General features: G+C 57.4%; 14 protein-coding genes and 2 pseudogenes. 5 read left to right on the top strand and 11 right to left on the bottom strand.

All coding sequences use genetic code 11. The features are described from left to right. Nucleotides 1-49: 49 nt before the first annotated feature. Both treS and glgB read left to right on the top strand, forming a co-directional pair. Nucleotides 50-3,400: a maltose alpha-D-glucosyltransferase gene (gene treS / locus ACP7A4_RS13685; protein WP_426247395.1), complete on the top strand. Its 3,351-nt coding sequence runs from the start codon at nucleotides 50-52 to the stop codon at nucleotides 3,398-3,400. Next, a complete protein-coding gene (gene glgB / locus ACP7A4_RS13680; RefSeq protein WP_426247393.1) occupies nucleotides 3,397-5,622 on the top strand; it encodes a 1,4-alpha-glucan branching protein GlgB in 2,226 nt (741 codons plus the stop codon). Before treS ends, glgB begins: the two co-directional genes overlap by 4 nt. A 176-nt stretch (nucleotides 5,623-5,798) precedes the next feature. Here glgB and ACP7A4_RS13675 read toward each other — a convergent pair whose 3' ends face one another. The 10 genes from ACP7A4_RS13675 to ACP7A4_RS13630 form a co-directional block, all read right to left on the bottom strand. Beyond that, nucleotides 5,799-6,599, bottom strand: coding sequence for an endonuclease/exonuclease/phosphatase family protein (locus tag ACP7A4_RS13675; protein WP_059763338.1), 801 nt, complete (start codon nucleotides 6,597-6,599; stop codon nucleotides 5,799-5,801). A 24-nt stretch (nucleotides 6,600-6,623) separates the two neighbouring features. After that, nucleotides 6,624-7,325, bottom strand: a complete 702-nt coding sequence (locus ACP7A4_RS13670; RefSeq protein WP_203302539.1) for a glycosyltransferase — start codon at nucleotides 7,323-7,325, stop codon at nucleotides 6,624-6,626. Further along, on the bottom strand, nucleotides 7,322-7,921 hold the full coding sequence (locus ACP7A4_RS13665) for a class I SAM-dependent DNA methyltransferase (protein ID WP_059763336.1): 600 nt from the start codon (nucleotides 7,919-7,921) through the stop codon (nucleotides 7,322-7,324). Before ACP7A4_RS13665 ends, ACP7A4_RS13670 begins: the two co-directional genes overlap by 4 nt. Continuing rightward, entirely contained in the window at nucleotides 7,918-8,694 is a 777-nt protein-coding gene (locus ACP7A4_RS13660) for a PIG-L deacetylase family protein (protein ID WP_426247390.1), read from the bottom strand. Before ACP7A4_RS13660 ends, ACP7A4_RS13665 begins: the two co-directional genes overlap by 4 nt. Beyond that, nucleotides 8,691-9,692 (bottom strand): acyl-CoA dehydrogenase, encoded by a 1,002-nt coding sequence (locus tag ACP7A4_RS13655; protein ID WP_426247388.1) that lies wholly within the window; start codon nucleotides 9,690-9,692, stop codon nucleotides 8,691-8,693. The genes ACP7A4_RS13660 and ACP7A4_RS13655 overlap by 4 nt, the downstream gene beginning before the upstream one ends. Then, entirely contained in the window at nucleotides 9,689-11,860 is a 2,172-nt protein-coding gene (gene glgX / locus ACP7A4_RS13650; protein WP_059763333.1) for a glycogen debranching protein GlgX, read from the bottom strand. The genes ACP7A4_RS13655 and glgX overlap by 4 nt, the downstream gene beginning before the upstream one ends. Before the next feature lie 128 nt (nucleotides 11,861-11,988). Next, nucleotides 11,989-12,237 carry a DUF2934 domain-containing protein gene (locus ACP7A4_RS13645; RefSeq protein WP_048365022.1) on the bottom strand — a complete coding sequence of 83 codons (249 nt, stop codon included), beginning with the start codon at nucleotides 12,235-12,237 and terminating at the stop codon, nucleotides 11,989-11,991. A 221-nt stretch (nucleotides 12,238-12,458) separates the two neighbouring features. After that, nucleotides 12,459-14,549: a 4-alpha-glucanotransferase gene (malQ, locus tag ACP7A4_RS13640; RefSeq protein ID WP_426247385.1), complete on the bottom strand. Its 2,091-nt coding sequence runs from the start codon at nucleotides 14,547-14,549 to the stop codon at nucleotides 12,459-12,461. A gap of 167 nt (nucleotides 14,550-14,716) precedes the next feature. Further along, entirely contained in the window at nucleotides 14,717-16,294 is a 1,578-nt protein-coding gene (gene glgA, locus ACP7A4_RS13635; protein WP_426247383.1) for a glycogen synthase GlgA, read from the bottom strand. A 522-nt stretch (nucleotides 16,295-16,816) separates the two neighbouring features. Then, nucleotides 16,817-17,263, bottom strand: coding sequence for a DUF411 domain-containing protein (locus tag ACP7A4_RS13630; RefSeq protein WP_059763330.1), 447 nt, complete (start codon nucleotides 17,261-17,263; stop codon nucleotides 16,817-16,819). Between the two features lie 133 nt (nucleotides 17,264-17,396). Between ACP7A4_RS13630 and ACP7A4_RS13625 the strand changes: the two are divergent. The 3 genes and pseudogenes from ACP7A4_RS13625 to ACP7A4_RS13615 all read left to right on the top strand — a co-directional run. After that, nucleotides 17,397-17,609, top strand: a pseudogene (locus ACP7A4_RS13625) (IS5/IS1182 family transposase); the annotation flags it as partial. A 129-nt stretch (nucleotides 17,610-17,738) separates the two neighbouring features. Continuing rightward, entirely contained in the window at nucleotides 17,739-22,730 is a 4,992-nt protein-coding gene (locus tag ACP7A4_RS13620; RefSeq protein WP_426247381.1) for an RHS repeat domain-containing protein, read from the top strand. 185 nt (nucleotides 22,731-22,915) lie between these two features. After that, nucleotides 22,916-23,104, top strand: a pseudogene (locus ACP7A4_RS13615) (transposase); the annotation flags it as partial. A 6-nt stretch (nucleotides 23,105-23,110) separates the two neighbouring features. Here the strand turns inward: ACP7A4_RS13615 and ACP7A4_RS13610 are convergent. After that, nucleotides 23,111-23,641 carry a DUF4946 domain-containing protein gene (locus tag ACP7A4_RS13610; protein WP_059763328.1) on the bottom strand — a complete coding sequence of 177 codons (531 nt, stop codon included), beginning with the start codon at nucleotides 23,639-23,641 and terminating at the stop codon, nucleotides 23,111-23,113. Nucleotides 23,642-23,677 lie beyond the last annotated feature (36 nt).

Here is a 23,677-nt window from a genome sequence, read left to right as displayed (position 1 = left end):
TCAATGCCGCTCCCGTGGCCACAGGCGTGTGAATCAACAGGTAGTTCCAATGGCAAAGAAACGTGCATCGTCGAACCTGATCAATGACCCGCTCTGGTACAAGGATGCGGTGATTTACCAGGTGCACATCAAATCGTTTTTCGACGCCAACAACGACGGTATTGGCGACTTTCCCGGCCTGATCAGCAAACTCGATTACATTGCCGATTTGGGTGTCAACACCGTGTGGCTGTTGCCGTTCTACCCGTCGCCGCGCCGTGACGACGGTTATGACATCGCTGATTACCGCGGTGTGCACCCCGATTACGGCACCCTGGCTGACGTCAAACGCTTTATCAATGAGGCCCATCAACGCGGCCTGCGGGTGATCACCGAGCTGGTCATCAACCACACCTCAGACCAGCACCCCTGGTTTCAAAAGGCCCGCCACGCCAAGGCAGGCTCAAAGGCGCGCGACTATTACGTGTGGTCCGACAGCGATCAGAAATACGCAGGCACGCGCATCATTTTCCTTGATACCGAAACCTCGAACTGGACGTGGGACCCGGTGGCGGGCCAATACTTTTGGCACCGTTTTTACGCCCATCAGCCCGACCTGAACTTCGACAACCCTCAGGTGATAAAAGAAGTGCTGTCGGTCATGCGCTTCTGGCTGGACATGGGCATTGATGGCCTGCGACTGGATGCCATTCCCTATTTGATTCAGCGCGATGGCACCAACAATGAAAATTTGCCCGAAACCCACCAGATTCTGAAACAGATCCGTGCCGAAATTGACGCGCACTACCCCGATCGCATGTTGCTCGCCGAAGCCAATCAATGGCCCGAAGACACCCGGCAATATTTTGGCGACAGCGACGGTATCAAGGGCGACGAATGCCACATGGCCTTCCACTTCCCCTTGATGCCTCGTCTGTACATGGCGCTGGCGCAGGAAGATCGCTTCCCCATCACCGACATTTTGCGGCAAACCCCGCCCATACCTGCCCATTGCCAGTGGGCGATTTTTTTGCGTAACCACGATGAGCTGACCCTGGAAATGGTCACCGACAAGGAGCGTGATGCGCTGTGGAATCACTACGCGCCCGACCGGCGCGCGCGCATCAATTTGGGGATTCGTCGGCGTCTGGCGCCGTTGATGGAGCGCGACCGTCGGCGCATTGAATTGCTCAACAGTGTGCTGCTGTCGATGCCCGGCACGCCGACCTTGTATTACGGCGACGAAATAGGCATGGGCGACAACATCTACCTGAATGACCGCGATGGTGTGCGCACGCCCATGCAATGGTCGATGGACCTCAATGGCGGGTTCTCGCGCGCGAACCCGGCCAGCCTGGTGCTGGCGCCGATCACGGACCCGCTGTATGGCTATCAGGCAGTAAACGTTGAGGCGCAAGCCCTGGACCCGCACTCCTTGCTCAACTGGACGCGGCGCTTGTTGGCCGTGCGCAAGCAGCAAAAGGCCTTTGGTCGCGGCAGCCTGAACATGCTCTCGCCCCGCAACCGCCGGGTTCTGGCCTATGTGCGTGAATTCACCGACGCTTTGGGTAGCACCCAAACCATTGTGTGTGTGGCGAACGTCTCGCGCAGTGCCCAGGCCGTGGAGCTGGACTTGTCCACGTGGGCGGGGCGGGTGCCGGTCGAGATGCTGAGCACCCAACCCTTCCCGCCGATTGGGCCAATGCCTTACAGCCTGACCCTGGCCCCCTATGGCTTCTATTGGTTTTTGCTGGTCAGTGAAAACGCCATGCCCGATTCCCGGGCTCACCCGGTGCACAGCCTGCCCGAACGGGTCACGCTCGTGCTGAAACAGCGTTTTGAAGACGTGCTTGAGCCGCCATTGCGCACCACGCTGGAGCGCGACATCTTGCCCGCGTGGCTGGCTGACAGGCGGTGGTTGGGGCACACGGCGGCGCTTATTGAACAGGTCAAAATCGTTTACGGCACGTCGATCCCCGCGCCTGAGCTTCCCGTGTTGCTGACCGAAGTGCAGATCACGGCCGCAGGGCAGCAGCGGCGCTATCAATTGGTGCTGGGCCTGATCAGCGAGGATGAACCCGACAGCGTGCAGGCCAGCCAGCCAGTGTTATGCCGAGTTCGCCAGGGCCGTGAGATCGGGCTGGTCACAGAGGCCTTCAACCTGCCCCCTTTTGTGCGAGCAGTATTGGCCGGGTTGCAACATGCCCGCACCCTGGACACTGACGCGGGGCAGATCCGTTTTAGCCCCACGGTGCTTTTAGCCCCGCTGGCACTGGATGAGCGCAGCGAGATTGGTGAACTGACAGATGAGCAGGCCCACTGTTCGGTGGTGATCGGCGGCACGCTGATGCTCAAACTGTTGCGTGAGGTCAGCAGCGGCCTGCACCCCGCGCTTGAAATGGCGGCCTGGTTGACCGCCGCTGGCTACGCTCATGTCCCGCCGCTGCTGGGTTCAGTGGTCCGTTACGATGACGCGGGCGATGGCACGCTGCTGATGATTGCCCAACGCTATGTGCCTCATCAGGGCGATGCCCGGGCCTGGACCCAAAACATCCTTGAACGGGCGATTCGCGCAGAGCGGGCCAGTACGGCGCCCGAGCCAGCTCAGCCAGTCAGCGCACTTGCCGAGCTGGCTGATTTCGCGGCGTTGCTGGGCCAGCGTCTGGGTGAACTGCACCATGTATTGGCGCAGCCTACGGATAACCCGGACTTTGCCCCACAGATCATTGGCGCCGATGACGTGAGCCAATGGGCCGCCGCGATCAGTGAGCAAGTGCGCGCAGCGTTGCAACAACTCAATTTACAGGGGCCGGTTTTGCCAGCACGCGATCAGGCGCAGATCAGGCACCTGTTGAAACACCAACAGCCAATCGTCGCCTACATCGAACACCTGGCCACCCGCACCCTGGGTGGGCTGAAGATACGTGTACACGGCGACTTACACCTGGGGCAAGTGCTGGTGGTACACGGCGACGCCTGCTTTATCGGCTTTGAGGGCAACCCGGCGCGCACCTTGCAAGCACGTCGTAGCACACACAGCCCTTACACCGATCTTTGCGGGCTGTTGCGCTCTTTTGAGTACGCCGGGGCGATGGCAATCAACAACGTGCAGCAAGCCGATCATCCGCCCGAGGCGGATCGGGTGCCACAACAGGTGGTTGAGCGTTATCTCAAAGAGGCACGCAGTGCATTGATTCAAGCGTATTCGCAGGCAACAGCTAGTCTTGCTCAGGGCTGGCAAGTGTCAGGTGGCCATGAGGCTGCACTGGCCTTGTTCAGTCTGGAAAAGGCGGCCTACGAAGTGATGTACCAAGCGGCCAACCGACCTGCCTGGTCTGGGGTTCCATTGCAGGGGCTGAGTGCATTGCTCAGCCATTTGCCAGGCATGTCCAAGCCTTTACCAAACGGAGATAAAAGATGAATGCTGGCAAGGATCTGGGTAAGGGAAGTGTTGCTTTATTGCCCGATCGTCAAGACATCGAGGCGCTGATTAAGGCTGAGCACCGCGATCCCTTTTCGATTTTGGGTCCTCATGCCGATGGGCAGGGTGGGCAGGTGATACGGGCGTTTTTGCCCCAGGCGTTGAGCGTCAATGTGATAGACCGGGCTGGCGGCCAGGTGCTTGGCCCGTTGTCGATCACAGAGGTGCCGGGGTTGTTTGTCGGCCAGTTTGCGCAGCTGCAACCCTACGCCTTGCGCATCAACTGGGCCGCAGGCGAGCAAACCAGTGAAGACCCGTATAGTTTTGGCCCGTTGCTGGGCGAAATGGATTTGTATCTGTTTGCCGAAGGCAATCACCGTGACCTGAGCACGTGCCTGGGTGCGCAAGTGATGAGTGTCGATGGGGTGCCCGGCGTGCGCTTTGCGGTCTGGGCGCCAAACGCGCGACGGGTCTCAGTGGTGGGCGATTTCAATATCTGGGACGGTCGCCGTCATCCCATGCGCCTGCGCCACCCCAGCGGGGTGTGGGAGTTGTTCATTCCGCGGCTTGAGGCCGGGGAGGCCTATAAATACGAAATTCTAGGGGCCGAGGGGATCTTGCCGCTTAAGGCCGACCCTATGGCGTTGGCCACCCAATTGCCGCCCGACACCGCGTCGAAAGTGGCCTCGCCCCTCTCGGTCGACTGGCAAGATGCGCACTGGATGCACGCCCGGGGCGAGTTGCAGCGCCCCGACGCGCCGCTGTCGATTTATGAGCTGCACGTGGGCTCATGGCAGTGTGAAGTGGATGAAGTGGGCGAAGTCGCGCGCCAATACACCTGGCATGAGCTGGCTGAGCGCCTGATCCCGTATGTGCAGCACATGGGTTTCACCCATATCGAACTGATGCCGATCATGGAACATCCGTTTGGTGGCTCGTGGGGCTATCAACCGCTGTCGCAGTTCGCCCCGAGTGCGCGCTTTGGCTCGCCCGATGACTTCGGTGCATTCGTCAACGCCTGCCATGTGGCGGGTATCGGCGTGATTCTGGATTGGGTGCCCGCGCACTTTCCCAATGACACCCATGGCCTGGCGCAATTTGACGGCACGGCGCTGTACGAATACGCCAACCCGCTGGAAGGCTTTCACAAGGACTGGAACACGCTGATCTACAACTTGGGCCGCACTGAAGTGCACGGTTTCATGCTGGCCTCAGCGCTGCATTGGCTCAAACACTTCCACATCGACGGGCTGCGGGTCGATGCCGTGGCGTCGATGTTGTATCGCGACTATTCGCGTCAGCCGGGCGAATGGATTCCTAATCGCCATGGCGGGCGTGAAAATCTGGAAGCCATCGACTTTCTGCGTCACCTCAACGACGTCGTTGCGCTTGAGGCGCCTGGTGCGTTGATGATTGCCGAAGAGTCCACTGCCTGGCCGGGTGTGAGTCAAAGCACCGAACAGGGCGGGCTGGGATTTTCGTACAAGTGGAACATGGGCTGGATGCATGACTCGCTGCACTACATTCAGCAAGACCCGGTGTACCGCGCCCATCATCACAACGAACTGAGTTTTGGCCTGGTGTATGCGTGGACCGAGCGTTTCATCCTGCCCATCTCCCACGACGAAGTGGTGCACGGCAAACATTCACTGATCGACAAAATGCCCGGTGACCGCTGGCAAAAGTTTGCTAATTTGCGCGCTTATCTGAGCTTCATGTGGGCGCATCCGGGTAAAAAACTGCTGTTCATGGGCTGTGAATTCGGGCAGTGGCGCGAATGGAATCACGATCAGCAACTGGACTGGTATTTGCTGCAATACCCCGAGCACAAAGGCGTGCAGAAGTTAGTCGGCGACTTGAATCGTCTGTACCGCGACGTACCGGCCTTGCATGACCAGGATGACGTGGCGCAGGGCTTTGAGTGGTTGATTGGCGACGATGCGACCAATAGCGTCTATGCCTGGCTGCGCTGGAGCAAGGCCGGCAAGCCGCTGTTGGTAGTTGCCAACTTCACCCCGGTGCCGCGCGAGGCGTATCGCATCGGTGTGCCGTTTGCGGGCACCTGGGGCGAAGTGCTCAACAGCGATGCGGCGCTGTATGCCGGTTCCAATTATGGCAATGGCGGCGGGGTGCATACCCACGCCGATGCCAGTCACGGGCAACCGTTCAGTGTGGCCTTGAACCTGCCACCGCTGGGGGTGTTGATCCTGGAACCGCAGTAAGGCGAGCACCCCGACGTGCGTGGCCGCACGTAACCTGCGCCCACTCGTCTTGTAGTCGTTGACGAGTTGCGCGAGGTTGCGTGCGGGCACGTAGCGGTCGCAAGGCCATTCAATGCGGTGCCTCAGGGTTCGCACGTTACGATTGTTGCGCTACCGGGCACCGCCTGCGGCAATGGCTACAAATGAACGTCCACCGCCAACGGCAAGTGATCCGACAAATGTGTCCAGGGTTTGTTGCTCAGGATGGTCGGGCTATGGCTGCTGGCGTTGCGCAGGTAAATGCGGTCCAGCCGCAGCAACGGCCAGCGCGCGGGGTAGGTTTTGGCCAACTGCCCATGATGGCGCTCAAACACTTCGTGCAAGTCGTCACGTTGCGACAGGGCTGCGTTGCCTTGCAGCTTCCAGTCGTTGAAGTCCCCGGCAATGATCACCGGATCGTGGGGCGGCAATGATTTGAGCAGTTGGTTAAGCAGCACGATTTGCAACTGGCGATGGCTTTCGAGCAGGCTCAGATGGACGCAAATCGCATGCACTTGCTCATGCCCCGGCACATCCAGCACGCAATGCAACAGCCCGCGCCGCTCGGGGCCGGTGATCGACACATCCAGGTTGCGGTACGACTTGATCGGGTATTTGGACAGCACCGCATTGCCATGATGCCCGTCGGGATACACCGCGTTGCGCCCATAGGCGTAGTCACTCCACATGCTGTCGGCCAAAAACTCGTACTGCGACACGGCGGGCCAGTGGTCATAGCGTGAGGCATGCTTTTCGTGCTCGCCCAGCACCTCCTGCAAAAACACCAGATCGGCGCCGGTGCTACGCACCGCTTCGCGCAGCTCGGGCAAGATGAAGCGTCGATTAAAAGCGGTGAACCCCTTGTGGGTATTAACCGTCAACACCTTCATCCGGTGTACAGCAGGGGTTGCGACAGGTGCAGGGGGTTCGAGGTTGTTACCGGCAATATCGAAGGTCATGGTTTCTCCTGTGCGATAGGGCGTTTATAGCGCGTCGGCCCTTGGACCCGCTTGATGGGGGTCATGTTCGGCCGCACCCAGTAGCGACTTCAGGTAATCACCAAAGCCGCCCGCCGCGCGGCAGTCCAGTCGCGCGCTGGTGGTGACCTGCGGGCGGTGGCTCCAGGCGATTGAAGCCCCGCACGCCTCCAGTTGTTGCACCAAGTGCACGTCTTCATGGCAGGCCAGCGGCTGAAAACCGCCAGCGCGCCGATAGGCTGTGGCGCTGACGCCGAGGTTGGCGCCGTGGATATGCCGATGCCCGTCGCGGGCCTGATAGGCGGCCAGGTAGCGTGACTGGGCACGCTCATCGATTTCCGTGCCCCAGTCATCGACGGTCACGGTGCCGCATACGGCGTCCTTGCCCAAGGCCAATTGCGCCACCAACCAGTCCTCGGCCACGCGGCTGTCGGCATCGGTGCATGAAATCCAGCGCGCGCCTTGCTCCAATAACCATTGCGCACCGGTCGCACGGGCTACGCCGACATTGCGCGCATTGATCGCCAACACGTTGACGTCGTATTGCGCTGCGATGTCAGCCGACAGGTCGTCACAGCTGTCGAGCACCAGCAGCACGCGCACCTGCTCGCCGTTGAGCTGTGGGTGAGCGCCGGCTGACAGCACCGCATGCAGGCAGTGGGCGAGCAGGGCTTGCTCGTTGTGCGCAGGTATCAACACACCAATCATCGCAAACCCTCCCGGCTGGCTACTGAAATAGGGTCGCGGCCCCACACTTCAAGGATGAAATCGTCTTCCAGGTGTTGCACTAAACGCGGCCATTTCAAGGTGTCGTGTATCAGGGCGTGCACCTCATCGCCCGTCAGCACGCAGCCCTCGATAGGCGGGCGCCAGTGGCAGGCCAGCAGATGGCCGTCGGGGGCGAGGCTGTTGATGGCCCGCTCAAGCACGTCTTTAAGTGCCTGGGCATCCAGGTAATACGCCACTTCGCTGATCACTATCAGATCAAAGCGATGTTCGGGCCATTGCTCTGGCACACGGCTTTGGTGCACTTGAACGTGGGCGCAGTGGCTCAAGCGCTGGCGGGCCAGATCAACGGCTCTGGCGGCTGCGTCGCAGGCCAGTAGCGCGCCGGTGCGTTGCGCCAGCCCGGCACTTAACTCGCCGTTGGCGCAGCCTATTTCGAAAATGGCCGGGTAGTGCTGGCGAGGCAGGCTGGCCAGCGTCACGGCCCGTTTGCGCTGTTCGTACCAGCGCTCGCGAAAGGCCCACGGATCGCTGTTGTCGGCATACAACTGATCAAAAAAAGCCGTTGAGACACTCATGGCCTCTCCCTGTCCTGTACAAAAACCAGTTCAAAAGGTTGCAGCAAGCGTTCGAGCGCCAGCGGGCTGAGCACGGCTGGCGCCCCGGTGCTCGGGTCTGCGCTTAACTGGCTGGTGAAGGCCTGGGCCGCGTCACGTTTGCGCGCAACCTGCTCCTCACTGAGGTTGATACGGCGGGCACGGTGCCACGGCACACGCGGGTCATCATCGTGCGCCCAATGCCAGGTCCAGATCGGCAGCTCATGCACGGCTGCGCCGACGTTTTTAGCCGCCAGAGCGCTGGCGCGGCCCACCGCATCGTGGTCGCAATGCCCGTCCTCGCGCCAGGTGCTGAACACCACGTCGCCGGGTCGCAAGAACTGCTGAATGAAGCTGCCGAGTGCCGCCTCGCGGGCCTGCACCTGGCTGTCGGCGAATCCGCCCCTGACCCATTGCAAGCGTGGCAATGCCAACCCCAAGCGCGCCAGCGCCTGTTCAGATTCCGAGGCTCGCTGGTGCGCCAGATCGTGGGTGGGCCAGCGGCTTGAACCCGGATGACTGGCAGTGCCGTCCGTGACGGAAATCAGCAGTATCGAGCGCCCCAGCGCATTGGCCATTTGCAGCAGGCCGCCACAGCCTAGTACTTCATCGTCCGGGTGCGGCGCCACAATCACCGCCCGCGAACCGTGGGGTAACAGGTGTGCAAGCTCAATCGACGGTAAGTTGGCCAAGCGCTCAGACTGGCGCCAGTGTGCTAACGCAGTGCCGCTGCCCACGATCAGGTTGGCTTTCATAGTGGCCAGTGCCTTGCGGGTGACTGCGCCGCCCGTTCACCCAGCGCTTGGAGGTCGCGCTCGGCATGGCTTTGACGCAGGAAAACCGGCAAGTCGGCGCTTAAGCGGGCAAACTGCGGGTCTTTACAAAAAGGCCCGGCCCCCAGCGCCCGACCGACATGGGCGATGACGTGCTCGGCGCAGGCCTCAATCTGTGCCCGCGCCTGCCGGGCCAGGAGTTGACTGTCGGCGGCCGGGTTTTGATCCAGATACGTGGCGCAGGTGTGCAGCGTGTTACGTGCCCCGAACAGCGCGGCCTGCACCGCGCCCAAATGCGCCAGCGCGTGTGGCTCTGCGCGTTTGGCACACTGCTGTTGCAGATGATGCGCCAGTGAGTACGCCGCCCCCAACCAACACGCCGCGATGCCAATAGCGCCTTGCCAAAAACCGGGGCGGCGCAGGTAATCACCCGGCTGGCCGACGCGGGTGCAGGGCACCTGATCAAACACAATGTCGACACTGGCAGTGGTGGCCATACCCACGGCGGCCCAGCCGTCATCGGTGACGCTGATCCCCGACTGTTGCATGTCTACGGCCACCAATTGTTGGCCGCCGTGCTCATCCCAAGCGGTGAGCAAACCGTGGCTGAGCACCCCTGCGCCCGAGCACCAGGCTTTACGGCCCATGAGCAGCGTTTGGCCGTGAACTTCGCGCATTTGAACGCGAGCATTGGGCGGTTCGGCCGCCCACATGCCCCATGTGCTGCCCGCTGGCACGGGGCGGGCGCCCAATTCGCGCAGGGTCGCCAGCGCATCGGTGTGCCCTTCGAACAGTTTGCACAAGCCCAAATCGTGGCCCGCGACTAACGCCAAATGTTGCCAGCGCTGCAAGGTCAAGCCGCTGCCCGGCAACGGCAGTTGATCCAGTCCGGCTTGCACCATGCCCTGCAAGCACTGACCCAGCGCCTGCGGGGTGTCGAGTGGCGAGGCGTGGTCCTCAAGGAAGTCGTGCAGGTTCATGAGCCGTTGGGTTCCTTGTGATGCTCCAGTTCAAACAGCGCGAGCGAGCGGCCGTTAAGCCTGTACGTGCTGCCAAACGCCAAGGGGGCGGGGCTTTTGAAGTCAGGGTCGAAGGTGTCGAACTTGCAGATCCAGGCGGAGCCTTCAGGCACCTGCGCCAAGATGAAATCCACCCCGTCATGGTGGGCATTGAAGGTGATCAGCAAGGTGGCGTCGGCGCCGGCGCGCTGGACCCCGGACACTTGCGCCCGGCCATCGAGCAACATGGCGAAGCTGCGGCCTTGGGCGTCCTGCCATTGTTCGATGGACATTTCGTTACCGTCGGGCGCCAGCCAGGTGACGTCTTTAACGCCCAGTTCTTCGTTGTAGTGGCCGACCAGAAAGCGCCCGCGTCGCAGGATCGGGTAGCTGTTACGCAGCTTGATCAGGCGTTTGACGAACTTGAGCAACGATTTGCCGTCGCCATCCAGGTCCCAGTTGATCCAGCCGATTTCACTGTCCTGACAATAGGCGTTGTTGTTGCCGTGCTGGGTGCGGGCAAATTCATCACCGGCCACGATCATCGGTGTGCCCTGCGCGAGCAGCAGCGTGGCGAAAAAATTGCGCATCTGGCGCAGGCGCAATGCATTGATTTCAGGGTCGTCAGTCGGGCCTTCGACGCCGTGGTTCCAGGACAGGTTGTTGTTGCTGCCGTCCTGATTGTTCTCGTCGTTGGCTTCGTTGTGCTTGTCGTTGTACGACACCAGATCGTGCAGCGTGAAGCCGTCGTGGGCGGTAATGAAGTTGACCGAGGTGTACGGGCGGCGGCCGCGCTGGTTGTACAGCTCGCCCGAGGCGGTCATGCGTGCGGCAAAGTCGGCCAACTGGCCGTCGTCGCCTTTCCAGAACCCACGCACGGTGTCACGAAAGCGATCGTTCCATTCGGCCCACCCCGGCGGGAAGCCGCCGACCTGATAGCCACCGGGGCCGCAGTCCCATGGTTCGGCAATCATCTTTACCTGACGCAACAGCGGGTCCTGACGGCAGGCGACCAGAAAGCTGTGCCGTTCGTTAAAGCCATCGTGGTAACGCCCCAGAATGGTGGCCAGGTCGAAACGGAAGCCATCCACATGCATCTCGTGCGCCCAATAACGCAGCGAGTCAGTGACCATTTGCAGCACGCACGGGTGGCTCAGGTCCAAGGTATTGCCGGTGCCCGAGTCGTTGATGTAATAGCGTTTGTCATCCGGCATCAGGCGGTAATACGAGGCGTTGTCGATGCCGCGCATCGACAGGGTGGGGCCTTGCTCGTTGCCTTCGGCGGTGTGGTTGTAGACCACGTCCAGAATCACCTCCAGCCCGGCCTCGTGCAGGTGCGCAACCATTTCCTTGAACTCGGCAATCTTGCCGCTGGCCAGGTAGCGCGGGTCCGGGGCGAAGAAGGCGATGCTGTTATAGCCCCAGTAGTTGGTCATGCCTTTTTGCAGCAAATGCTGATCGTTGACGAACGCATGCACCGGCAGTAACTCCACACTGGTGACGCCCAGTTTGCGAATGTGCTCGATGACTTCATCCACCATCAGCCCGGCAAACGTGCCGCGTACCGCTTGCGGCACATCAGGGTGGCGCATGCTGATGCCACGCACGTGGGTTTCATAAAAGATGGTCTTGTCCCATGGCACGATCAGGCGATGGTCATGCCCCCAGGTGTGCGCCGGGTCGATGACTTTGCACTTGGGCACAAAGGGTGCGCTGTCGCGTTCATCGAAGCTTAAATCGCCATCCGGGTGGCCAATGGTGTAGCCAAACAAGGCCTCGGACCATTTCAGCTCGCCGACCAATTGTTTGGCGTAGGGGTCGATCAGCAATTTGTTGTGATTGAAGCGATGGCCATTTTGCGGGTCATACGCGCCATATACCCGGTAACCGTAGATCTGCCCCGGATGTGCATCGGGCAGGTAGCCGTGATAGGTCTCGTCGGTGTACTCGGGCAGTTCGATGCGTTCTAGCTCCACCTCGCCGGCTTCATCGAACAGGCACAGTTCAACCTTGGTGGCATTGGCCGAAAAAATCGCGAAGTTAACACCTAGCCCGTCCCAGGTAGCGCCCAACGGGAAGGGCAGGCCCTCCCTGAGGCGTGAGGGTTCAACGTCCGGTGTCTCGGGTGGGGCTGACTTGCGCTTGGTCATGTTGACTCCTGGCTGGATCAAAGGCCTTCACAAACGGCAGGCAAAACGTGCCCGTCAGGCATTACGGGCCTGTTCAAATGGGCGTGAAACGTCGGTGCGTCAGGGTTCTGCGCACTACAAGCCAAGCGTCAGGAAGCGGGAGGTTTGCGCGCAGCGCGGGGTTTTTTCGCAGCCGGTTCTTTCACCGAGGCTTTGCTGCTGGCAGATGGCGCTTTAGGTTTGGCCTTGCGCGGTTCAGCGTTGCCTGGTGCCAGCGCTTCGGCTTGGGCCAGCGTGCGCGCCATGTCCCAATGACGGGCTTGCTGGCCATCAGGTTTGCCTTCGGATTCCCAGATTTGGTAAGCGAATTCACGAATGCGTTTGTCATCATTATTCATCGCAAAGCTCCTGAACTAGGTGGTGGGTATGAGGTTGACAGGGAAAGAACCTAGTACGTCGCTGACCCGTATCGTCTTACTGTTAATGACTGCTGGCTGTGTAAAAAATCCATTTAATTTGCGAGATGTTCCGTCGAACGGTCATTTGATGCGGGTATATGCTCATATGGATTTCTATATGGGTTGGCTGGCATCCACTTGGATGCCTTTAGGCGCCTGGATCATCGTCTGCACTCATCGCGTTCTTGTGCCTGTAGGCGCGCGCAGGCCAGCAGTTCCAGACGTTTGGCAACATCCGGGCGATCAAGCAGGGCTGAACATTCAACGGGTAAGCGGCGGCGCCAATTGGGATGAGTGCCCACGTTACCCGGCAAGTTGGCTTGCTCCACCACGCCCATCGCATCCTCGATGGGGAGCAGCACCAGCGGTGCCCGGGTGTGCCCCAAGAACCGTGCGCTGGCGTTGAGGACCTGATCGGCGCCGCTGGCTTCCTCCTGAAAATTTTGCGGGTCCTGGCTCAACGCATGATGCAGACCGTTGCGCTCATGGGCACGGTTGTCGCGCCAATGGTCTTCGGTCTCGGCATTCACCAGACCCAATTGCGCGTTCCAGTCGATGTCGCGTTCCAGCCACCAACCATTGAGCGTGGGCAAGTCGTGGGTGCTGGTGGTGGCCAGGGCGGTGTCGGGCCATTCGAGGACCGGGCGAAAGCGCGCCCCATAATCCTGTTCAAACAGCAAAATGCGCATGCCCAGAATGGCGCGTTCGCTGAGCTTTTCACGCAGGCCATCCGGCACCGTGCCCAAGTCTTCGCCCAACACAATGGCGCGATGACGTAACGATTCGAGGGCCAGCAGGCGCAGCATGTCTTCGACCGGGTAATACAAATAAGCGCCGTCGCCGGGCGGGGCACCCAAGGGAATCACCCACAGCCGTTGCAGGCCCATGACGTGGTCGATGCGTAAACCCCCGGCATGGGCAAAATTGGCGCGCAGCATTTCAATAAAGGCCCGAAAACCGTTGCGTTTGAGACCGTCGGGTGAAAACGCCGAAATGCCCCAGCCCTGCCCCTGACGGTTAAGCAGGTCAGGTGGGGCGCCGACGGTGAGTTGCGAGAGTAATTCGTCCTGACGGCACCATGCCTGACTGCCAGCGCCGTCAGCCCCCACTGCCAGGTCCGCGATCAGGCCAATCGCCATGCCGCTGTCACGGGCCGCCTTGTGTGCCTGGGCCAGGCAGCGGGCAATGAGCCATTGGCAAAACGCGTAATAGCCGATGTCGTGGTGGTGTTCTTCGGCAAACAGTAACAGTGCAGGGCTGTTGGGGTCGCGCCACTGTTCGGGCCAGTCGCGCCAGTCCTGGCTCAGTTGCTCGCTGCGCCGTTGAACTTGCACCGCTTCGAAACGGCAGTGGTTTTCAAGGGCTTCTCCCCCGGCGTCGCGAAAGGCATAGAAGTCGTCGTGCAGCGGCTGTTCAGTGCTTATGAAGTCGTCGTAGAGCCTGCGCAGCAAGGTTTGGCGGGCCAGGGTTGCCGCTGGCCAGTCGATCAGCGGCAGGTGCTCAAGGCGTTGCCACTCCTCGCGTAACCCGCAGTCATCAATGGCCTGTTGCACCACGCTTTCGCCCAATACGCTGGCCGGGGCTGCATAGAGGTAATTGAGGAACAAACGGCTGGAGGGGGAATAGGGGCTGTAACGCTCTGGATCGCAGGTGAACATGGCGTGCATAGGGCTGATCGCCAGCGCGTCGGCGCCTCGTTCCCCGGCGGCCTTGGCAAACGTTTCAAGTGCCTGCGTGTCCCCCAGCCCACCGTCGCCGGGGCGCCACAGGCTGTAGAGCTGCGTGCTCAGCCCCCAGCTGCGCGGGGTATCGCTGTGCTCGGCATCGCTGATGCTGTAGCAACGCGCGGGCGCCACCGCGAGGGTGAAGTGCTGCTCGCCGATCTGTGCCCGGTGATAACCCACCGGCACCATGCCGGGCAGGTAGGCATCGGCGTCCAGCTCAATGTCCAGCGAGCCGCCGGTCTCCAGATGGATCACGCACTGGCTGTGGGGGTGAAAGTAGCGGGTCAGGTCCAGGCTTCGGCCTACGTCTGCCGTCAACAAAGGCGGTAGACGTTTGTTTTGCTGTTCCAGTTGCAGGTTCAACAAACTGGTTTCGATGGCTTCGTCGCTGTCGGCGGGCAGATCCAGCCCGGCAAGCACGGCACGCAGCACGCAGGAGGACACCCGTTGCGGGTTGCCATTGGCATCCACCCAGTCCACGGCCAGCCCGGCACGGCTCGCCAGTATTTCCAGTTGCGCGTCGCTCATAGGCGTTCTCCATCAGGGGCGAGGGGTTCGCTTGGCGGCACCCGGCTGAGCAGGGCGCTCTAAGGCGTTAATTCAGTGCTCTAGCCGTTCACAGGTCAGGTACAGCAGATACCAGCCGTTAATGCCTGTCACTTAACTGGCCGGTTTCAATGCAGGTCTTGTTTTTGTCAGGTTTTGCCCACGCGGGTCAGCGATTTAAGCACCAGTTGTTCATAGAGCTGCGCGTAGGGTTCTACCGCCTGGCACCAGTTAAACGGGGCTGACATGGCGCGGCAGCGCATGGCGTTGAGCAGGCCGGGAAAGGCGAACACTTTGAACGCTCGGCCCAAGGCCTGTTCGTAGCTCTGCACGCTGGATTCGTTAAACAGAAACCCGGTGATCCCGTCTTCGATGGTGTCTGCCAGCCCGCCGGTATTGCGCGCGACCGGCAAAGAGGCATAGCGCTGCGCGTACATTTGGCTCAGGCCGCAGGGTTCGTAGCGTGAAGGCATCAACAGGAAATCGCTGCCGGCAAACATGCGCCGTGCATCGGTCTCATTGAACCCGATGCGCACGCCGATCTGGCCGGGAAAACGCAACGCCAGTTCGCGCATGGCCTGTTCTTCTTCTGGCTCGCCGCGGCCGATGATTGCGATTTGCCCGCCGTTGGCCACGATGTACGCGGCCACACCTTGCGTCAGGTCCAGGCCTTTTTGATACACCAGGCGCGAGACCACAGCAAACAGCGGGCCTTTGGACGGTTTGAGGCCGAACAATGTGCGCACATGATTGGCGTTGATGGCTTTGCCTTGCCATTCACCGATTGAAAAGGGCGCCACCAGATGCGGATCGCTCGCGGCCTCCCATGTCTCGTCTATCCCGTTGGGGATGCCGCTGAGCAGGCCTTGCTGGGTCTTGCTGTGCAAAAAGCCGTCCAGCCCGCAGCCAAAGGCCGGGGTGGTGATTTCTTGCGCATACGTGGCGCTGACGGTGGTGATGTGGCTGGCATACGCCATTCCTGCCTTGAGGAACGACAGTTTGCCGTAGAACTCCATGCCTTCCTGTTGCAGGGCGTGGGAGGGGATGCCCAGCTCCGGGCAGCAGGCCAGGCTGACCACGCCCTGATAGGCGAGGTTGTGAATCGTGAACAGGGTGGGAGTGCGTTGACCGCGCCAATGCATGTAGGCGGGGGCCAGCCCGGCTGGCCAGTCGTGGGCGTGCACCAGATCGGGCTGCCAATGGATTTGCGCCAGGTTGGCGGCAATGTCGGCGGCGGCCAGGCCCAGTCGCGCAAAACGGATGTGATTGTCGGGCCAGTCGCGACCGTTATTGGCGCCATACGGCGTGCCTTCGCGCTCGTACAGTTCGGGGCAGATCAGTACATAAATCACCAGCCCGTCTTTCAAGTCCATGCGCCCGATCTTGCACGCTGGCAGTGCGGCATGCCCGCCCAGCTCACCAATAATATGGATCGGGTTGTCGCTGTTGATCACCTGCGGGTAGCCCGGAATCAGCACCCGCACATCATGCAAATGGCGCATGGCACGCGGCAGCGCGGCGGATACATCGCCCAAGCCGCCGGTTTTAACCAGATCGGCCAGCTCGGAGGTCACAAACAGGACTTTCTTTTTGTTGGGGTTGTTGGGGATTTCAGGCGCTATAGGCACTGCTGCTTTACCTGCCGGGGTTTGGCCCGCAGCGGCGATCACCTCATTAACCAGCGTAGTGAGGCAATTGTGTGGGTGTGGTGCAGCAGCACTGATCATGATGTTCCCCCTTGTATTTATTGATCGGCCTCGACCTGTGGCCGGGCTATTACTCACATCCTGTGGGCAGGCACTACAGGCCTAAACTGGGTAAAGCGCTTGATGGCATCACACCTACATCTTGGGTGAATACGGCTTTGCAAGAATTGCACCCGATAACGCAGACCCTCTTTTTAAGCTGACCCGACGCAGACGCAGAAGGTTCGTTTTAAATGACTCGGCTTTGAAGCCAGATTTCAAGCTGCTTGAGTGTAGGAGAGAAGCTACAAAGCGGCGTTTAAACAGACAAAATGTGTGGGAATTTTTTCTCTGATTGTTTCGGATGCGCCAATGAGGTGCAGTCAGAGAAGAAATGGTGCGATTCAGGGACTATCGCGGGGCGATGAGATGAGTTCTACCAAGGATTTGGTGAGAGATCCAAGCAAGGCTTAGAACGATTTGGACTTACACAGAACGTTTGGTTGTTGCGCGTCAATCGGGACTGTAGGAGCGAGCTAACTCGCCCCTACGCAGGGGTGTTGATCAATGACCGGGGTATTGAGCAACCACCACATCGTGGCCATCGTTGCTCAGGCCAATCACTTGATAGGCATCCTTGCGATCACCCATCTCCATGCCCGGTGAGCCCATCGGCATGCCCGGCACGGCAATGCCTTTTAAATCGTTGCGTTTAGTCAGGGCCACCACTTGGTCGGCAGGCACGTGACCTTCTACAAACTTGCCATTGATCACCCCGGTATGGCACGAAGCCAGTCGAGGCTCGACGCCAAGGCGCCGCTTAACGCTGCTCATGTCGGTTTCTACGTGGTCATTGACCTTGAAACCGTTCGTTTCCAGGTGTGAAATCCAGGCCTTGCAGCACCCGCAGTTGGCGTCGCGGTGAACATCAATACTCAATTGCTCGGCGGCATGCGCCGTGGCGCTGAGCAGCAAGGCGGTGAGTGCAGCAATACGTAATGGGGTGTTCATTGAGGTCCTCTGTCCGTAAAAAGGCGTACATGCAGCCTTGGGAAATTGCCAGCCTGGCTGACGACGGCTGTCAGTCAACTGAGGGCTGGATGACAGTTTTGTCAGGTTGGGGCGGTTGTTTTGTTATCGGGTTCAATGGCACTCAGAACAAGGCGATCCATTTTCCGTGGCACCTGCTGAGGCTGAATTTGTGGTCATGCCCAAGCGATGGGTGGTGGAGCCAACTCATGCCTGGAGTGAGAGGGCTCTGCGACTGATCATGCACCACCACCGTCTTTTTGCGGTAAGCGAGGCATGGGTGTGGTTGGACGAGGCTCGAATACTCGCGCGCCGACTTAGCACATGATTTTGTCTACACCCTCTTAGGTGTCTGACTGTCATTTATGACAGGTTAAATTATCTGATTCTGACTCTATATTGTTTTTGTGGCTGCTCTTGGAGTAAGGGCTAGTGCTAAATCAGGGAGATATGAATCATGACGCATAATATTATGGGGATTGACCCATGCGATGCCCAGAACCAAGCAGTTTTTAATGTATCCGCTCAAAAACGAACGTTTGTAGATCAGCGCACTGGATTATTTGAAGCCTATGTTCCACTGCCTTCAGTAACGGGCAACGCAGGGTGTGGCCCCGTAGTGGATATGGGACTGTTTTACTCTCCAGTCGTCAATAATCAGGCGGGTTTGGGTGATGGCTGGTCCTTTGCGTTTACGACGTACGATGAAGGCAGTTCCAAGCTAACGCTGCATACCGGCGAAATTCTGAGTGTTAAAAAAAATGAGAATTTGAACGTTTCGGGAGTTTGGATTACGTGGGATGAGAAGGAAAAAACATTAAGTGTTTTACGTAAAGATGGGCGAAAAGAAAAACTCAAAGCCGCCGGTAAAAGTAAGATTTATGTGCCAGAGACCATCCTTGACGATACCTTAAATAAATTGTCCGTCACTTGGAATATAACGGAACAACAGCTGGATAATGTCACGCACTACCAAATTAAACTGGCGGGTATAAAAGACTCGGCGCGAGAATTGCTCCGTGTGAATTACACAGCGTCGCAAGCTAAAGACTACGATACCTGTGCACAGGTCATTTTTTGGCCCGACAGCACCGAAAAAATGTCTTTTGAACTTCGAATGAAAGAGTATGCACTAAAGGCGGTAGTTGCCCCCGAACAAACGAGTACAACCTTATCGTATTTGAATCACGCGAAATGTGGCTGGCTGTTGACGGAGATAATCAGTTTTGACGGTCTCCGGGAAACAGTTGGTTATAAGGATAATGGGCTGAAATTTGATGACAATCCTAAGCTCACACAGTTGCCGTGCGTAGAGTTGCATACGATAACGCCCATCGGCGCGGGCTGCGAACGCACCGTGTGTGCATACAAGTATGAGCGGCTTAATGATAAGCGCTATAAAACAACATTGTCCTATAAAGCTAAAGATAGTTCGGTGGTGCGCACGGAGAGCTACCTGTACGGCGCTGATCATAATCTGCTTGAAGAGATTGTTGATCACTCGGGAAGCTCTATAAAAAAAGAATATACACAGGAGTCAGACGGTCTTCTGACTACGGTAACCTATCAAGACAAGGACAGAGGTAGTCCGCGCAAGGAAACGTTTTTTTCTGCATTTGATGAGAGGGGGTGCCGTTCTACAAAGGATGGTGTATTAAATTATTTGATTAATGATAACGGCGCTGCGCTCAATAGCGATGAAATACATACAGATATAGGGCCCGCTATCGGTTATCGGTGTCTAGCCAAGAAACAAGCGGAACCAGCACGTGAAGCAAGATATCTCGACGTGCTATGTAAGATGGACCGTGATAATCAAGTAGAGATCTCTGGCTTTGATGGCGGTTATGCTCGAGCAGAATTGACAATGGCTAATAAAAAATTGTTCAAGGATCCTAAGTTTTGCATGCCTTTTGAACTCTCAGGAGTGGGATATGTGGGGGCTTATTTAGACCAGATTGTGCTTTTAAAATATCATTCTTATCAAAAACGGTTGGGCAGGGTGGGTAATAAGCTCAGCAGAACGTTGACTATGGTCAATGCGATCGGAGACATTAAAAAGTCTGCGTGGTTGGGGCAATGGTTTAGCTATTATGGGGAGGAAGACTTCCGCTGCGGGAGAAAAAAGACGGTCGAACAAGGGACAGTGAGTGAGCGTGGGGAGTTGGCTGCCCCTACAGAACCTGCCTACACCTATGAATATTCACTGAGCAAAACCGAGCTCACTACAACGACCAAGGCACGTTGGGAAAATGACGTCCGTGAGAGTTCGCAAACCCACAGTGTTTTAAGCGGTCGACTGCTGGCTGAGACAGACGCCGATGGCAATAAATCTGTTTATAGCTACGATGACTATGGGCGACTTAATAAAAAAACGGTGTGCGCACAAAATGAAACTTACAAAGCGTCCACATCGTTCTCTTACCCCACTGTATCCCGTCTGGAAATTACTGAGCCTAATGGGCTTACGAAGGCGATCGAGTATGATGGTCGAGGTAATATTACTCAAGAGCTACAGCGCTTTGATAACCCAAAGACCCAGAAGATTGAGTGGATTCCCACGTTGGCTATCAACTATGACGCCTTGGGCCGTACAGCACGCATCGAGAAGTATGATTCTGCTGGCACCGTGCAGATCAGTGAGTGGTGCAATATCAAGTATGACAACTGGGGTGAGGAATGTGGGCGTGACTACAGTAATGGCACGAAAGAATATTATGAATACAATCCGGTCAAATTAAGTAAAGTTGAGGGTAAAGCTGAGGCTGGAGACGATAGGACTCTCACGCTCTTTAATGCAGATATGTCTATTAAAAGCATTGAAGAACATAGGCTTTCTCGCTCGAATGGGACGCGGACTTTTTCCTATAATGAGGCCGGTAAATTAACGAATGAAATAGTGAGCGGCGAGCTGGGTAAGGTCTCTATTTCTTATGCACACGACGGCATAGGGCGCGTTTTGAAGGAGACGCACGCAGAGTATAAGAAAGACGAAGCATCAGCGTGTTTGGAGTTTACGTATCACTATACATACGCTGCCAACTGGCTCTCCAGTGAACCGTTGAAAATTGAAATTGAAGCCGACGGGAAACGCCTGACGCTTGGGGAACGTCATATTGACGGTTGGGGCCGAGTGACGACGTTGAGTCGAGGAGCCAACACAGAGGCGTTCACGTTCAAAGGTGCTAGTACAGTCCCTTTTTCGCGAAAAATCGGTGACACTACATTTACATATGAGTACATCAAGGAGTTGGGTAATCGACTGAGTACTGTAAAAAGTTCCAAAGGAGGGACTCAGACGCTTACCTATAGCTACAATAAACATTCCAGTTCTTCAGCCGTAGAGGATTCTGTCAAGCTGGATTATAAACATGCAGACGAGTTCAAAGTAAGCAAACAGTCTCATGGCAATACTAAAACGGGCAAGGGGCACGCATTGACTTCATCCTGTTCCATAGGCGGGCGTCTGCTCAGTGAAGTCGATGCACAGGGTAACGAATCGACGTTTACTTATAATGAGCTTGGGCAGCGTGTTAAAACAGTCAGCAAGGAAGTTGTTACGCAGCATGTTTACAATAATAAAGGCCAATTGAAGTCTGAGACCTTGACCTTGACGGATAAAAAGACGCTTCCCGTCGCTGTGGAATATGAGTATGACCTGTCGCTTAGAGAAGTCTCCCGGCATTACAAAGTGTCTGGAAGTGTTTTGTTCACCCTGGCGACGGATTACCATTTAAATGGTAATTTAAGGGGCGTTGAACTCAAGCAGAAGGATAAAGTTCTGGCATCACGCGGGTTGGAGTACGACGCCAATAGTCGAGTCGTTAAATGTTCAGTCAAAGGCGCATGGATGAGCAAGACCCCGAAAAACAATAAAAATGTGGACAGCCAGACGTTCACCTATGACGCGCTGGGGAACGTGAAAACCTGTATCAGTAACGTCGTTGGAGGCAATCCATGTACCAGTACTTATACCTATGACACCCTCAGCAACAGTCGACTCGAAAAAGTGGATCATGCTGCCCACCCTGATTATCCTGCCACTGCCACGCTTCAGTACGACTCAGAAGGGCGGGTGACACAGGATCAAAACGGCAAAAAATATAGTTATGACGGGCTAGGAAGGTTAATCAAGGCCGGGTCAAGTGTGTACACCTATGACCCTTTGAATCGTTTCATGGGGCACGGAGAGGGACAAAATCAACGGCATATTGTTTACGATGGCCTTCAAGTTCGGGGAGAAATTGATCCGACTGACACCCGCACAGGGCGCTATCTAAGCCCAGGCAGTGCGGCGTGTACGGTGCAACGGGTGCGGCGTTCAGAAGTCGACAGACTTCTATTGGAAATGCGAGATTTTGATGGAACTGTACTGGTCAGCTATGACCTTTCTGCCGACACCATGAAGCATCATGCTTATAGCGCCTATGGCGAGCACTTCTCGGAAGAAAAAGATTCTTTGTTGGGTTTTAATGGTGAATTTCGCGACCCTAATACTGATCAGTATCCGTTGGGTCAAGGCTATCGCTGGTATGCGCCCGATAGCATGCAGTTTCACGCTCAAGACTCATTGAGCCCGTTTGGGCTTGGAGGCCCGCAGGCGTATGGGTATTGCAATGGCAACCCGGCCAATCTCAAAGACCGCACTGGACACTTTTCAGTCAATAACAGGTTATACGAAGCGTGGGGTGGCAACGTTCCTAAGCCTCTTGGTCTCGGATCCAGCGGCCCAATGATAGGTACTGTGTTGTGGGCTGGCCTTGGGGTATTAGCCGCCATTTTTTCGGGGGGGGGCTCGCTCTTGCTGCACGCCGCATTGATCGCCGCTGCTGTTGTGGCTATGGCATTGGCAGTGACCGCTGTTTTGATTAAGGATACGAATCCGGCTTTGGCATCGATCCTGACGTGGGTGTCGTTCGGCTTCACGATGGCGGGTGGTGTTGGCATGCTTGCGCGAAAAGTATCCTTGCTGCTCGCTCAGTTGGGTCGTGCTTCGGCGGGGATGGCTCGTAAATTGATGAGCAATCTGAAATATTCGGCCTGGCTCGGTCGATCAAACGTTTATAAGGTGCCGAAATTATCAGTTAATGACATTGGTCGTCCTATTAATAGATGGAATTTTCTAGGCAACTCGGGTGGCGCGTCATACGAATCCGCTATGGTTAATTTTGCAAAAAATAGTACTCAAGTACCTGTAGCTACGATGTGGCTCGCTCCTGCGACAGCCACTTCTAACCTGGCATCGGCTGGCGGAAAAATGAGCATCATGCAGCGGTTTTGGGCCCAAGGCCTTGAGTCACTCGATTTAGACGACTTGAACTCGGTCATTTGTGGAGTAACCGGGGTGCTGGGCAATAGCGGCTATTTCGATTCAGAACGGGCCGCTGAGATTAATGCAAATATTAATAACTTGACGTGGACCCCTTGGACTAGCGCTTTTTCCAGATGATGAATGCAAGGGCCGTCCGCAGCGGTCACTCGCGTGAATGGTATTGACTTCGAACACCCCAAGACGGTTAAACCCTCTTGGGGTGTTTGACTTTAGGCTCTGTACGAAACCAGCTGAAACCCATTTGAATGCCACGGGCATTGAAATTCAGTAAAGTCCGCGACCATCAAAGGCAGTAGCCCACGATGGGCAAACGGTACGAACTCCCCGACGCAGTCTGGGATTTGGTTGCAGACATCTGCTATGAATCACGCCGTCGCGGGCGCCCACAAACAGATGATCGCTTGATGATCAACGGCGTCCCTTGGGGACTCTGTTCTGGCGCCGCCTGGCGCGATATGCCTGAGCGCTTTGGCCCATGGTCGACGGTTTACTGAGGCTCAGGGCGCGAAACGCAAACTGGCTCGAATGCCCTGAACTTCAGGCTCAACGGCTTTGTAACCGTCCGCCGGGCCTGCGTAGGACAGCGCATAAGCGTGGCTGCCACGGGTGGCGGCCACCAGGGTCTGGGTCATCAGATGATTGCCGTTCTGCGTGATTTTGCAGGTGGTCTCCAGCGCATCCAGGCCGCCCAGCGTGCTGGCGTGGATTTTATTGCACGCGCTCTGATAGCCGCCTTTGGCGAAGTTTTGCTGCAAGGTTTTACGCATTTGCAGCAGCACAGCGTCCATGTTGACCTGATGCTCGGGTGCCAAGGTGGTCTGGGTCAGCTCCATGACCATCAAAGGGTCACCGTTGGCGTCATTTTTCACCGCGCGCTGGCGCTGGCCATTGTCGTCTGGTGCAGGCGGTACGGCTTGTACCTCCCAGCCCCCGGGCCAGGTGATTTGGGTCGAATCAGCCCAAGCCGGAGTTAACCCGAATGTACAGAGGAGTCCGATCAATGCACTACAGCGCGGTGAAACAGTCATGGGGAGCGGGCCTTATGGGCGTTTTTTGACTGTCAG

The organism is Pseudomonas sp. TWR3-1-1 (assembly GCF_049896545.1).
GTDB classification, from domain to species: Bacteria; Pseudomonadota; Gammaproteobacteria; order Pseudomonadales; family Pseudomonadaceae; genus Aquipseudomonas; species Aquipseudomonas weihenstephanensis.
This window is presented reverse-complemented; position numbering and strand designations above follow the sequence as displayed.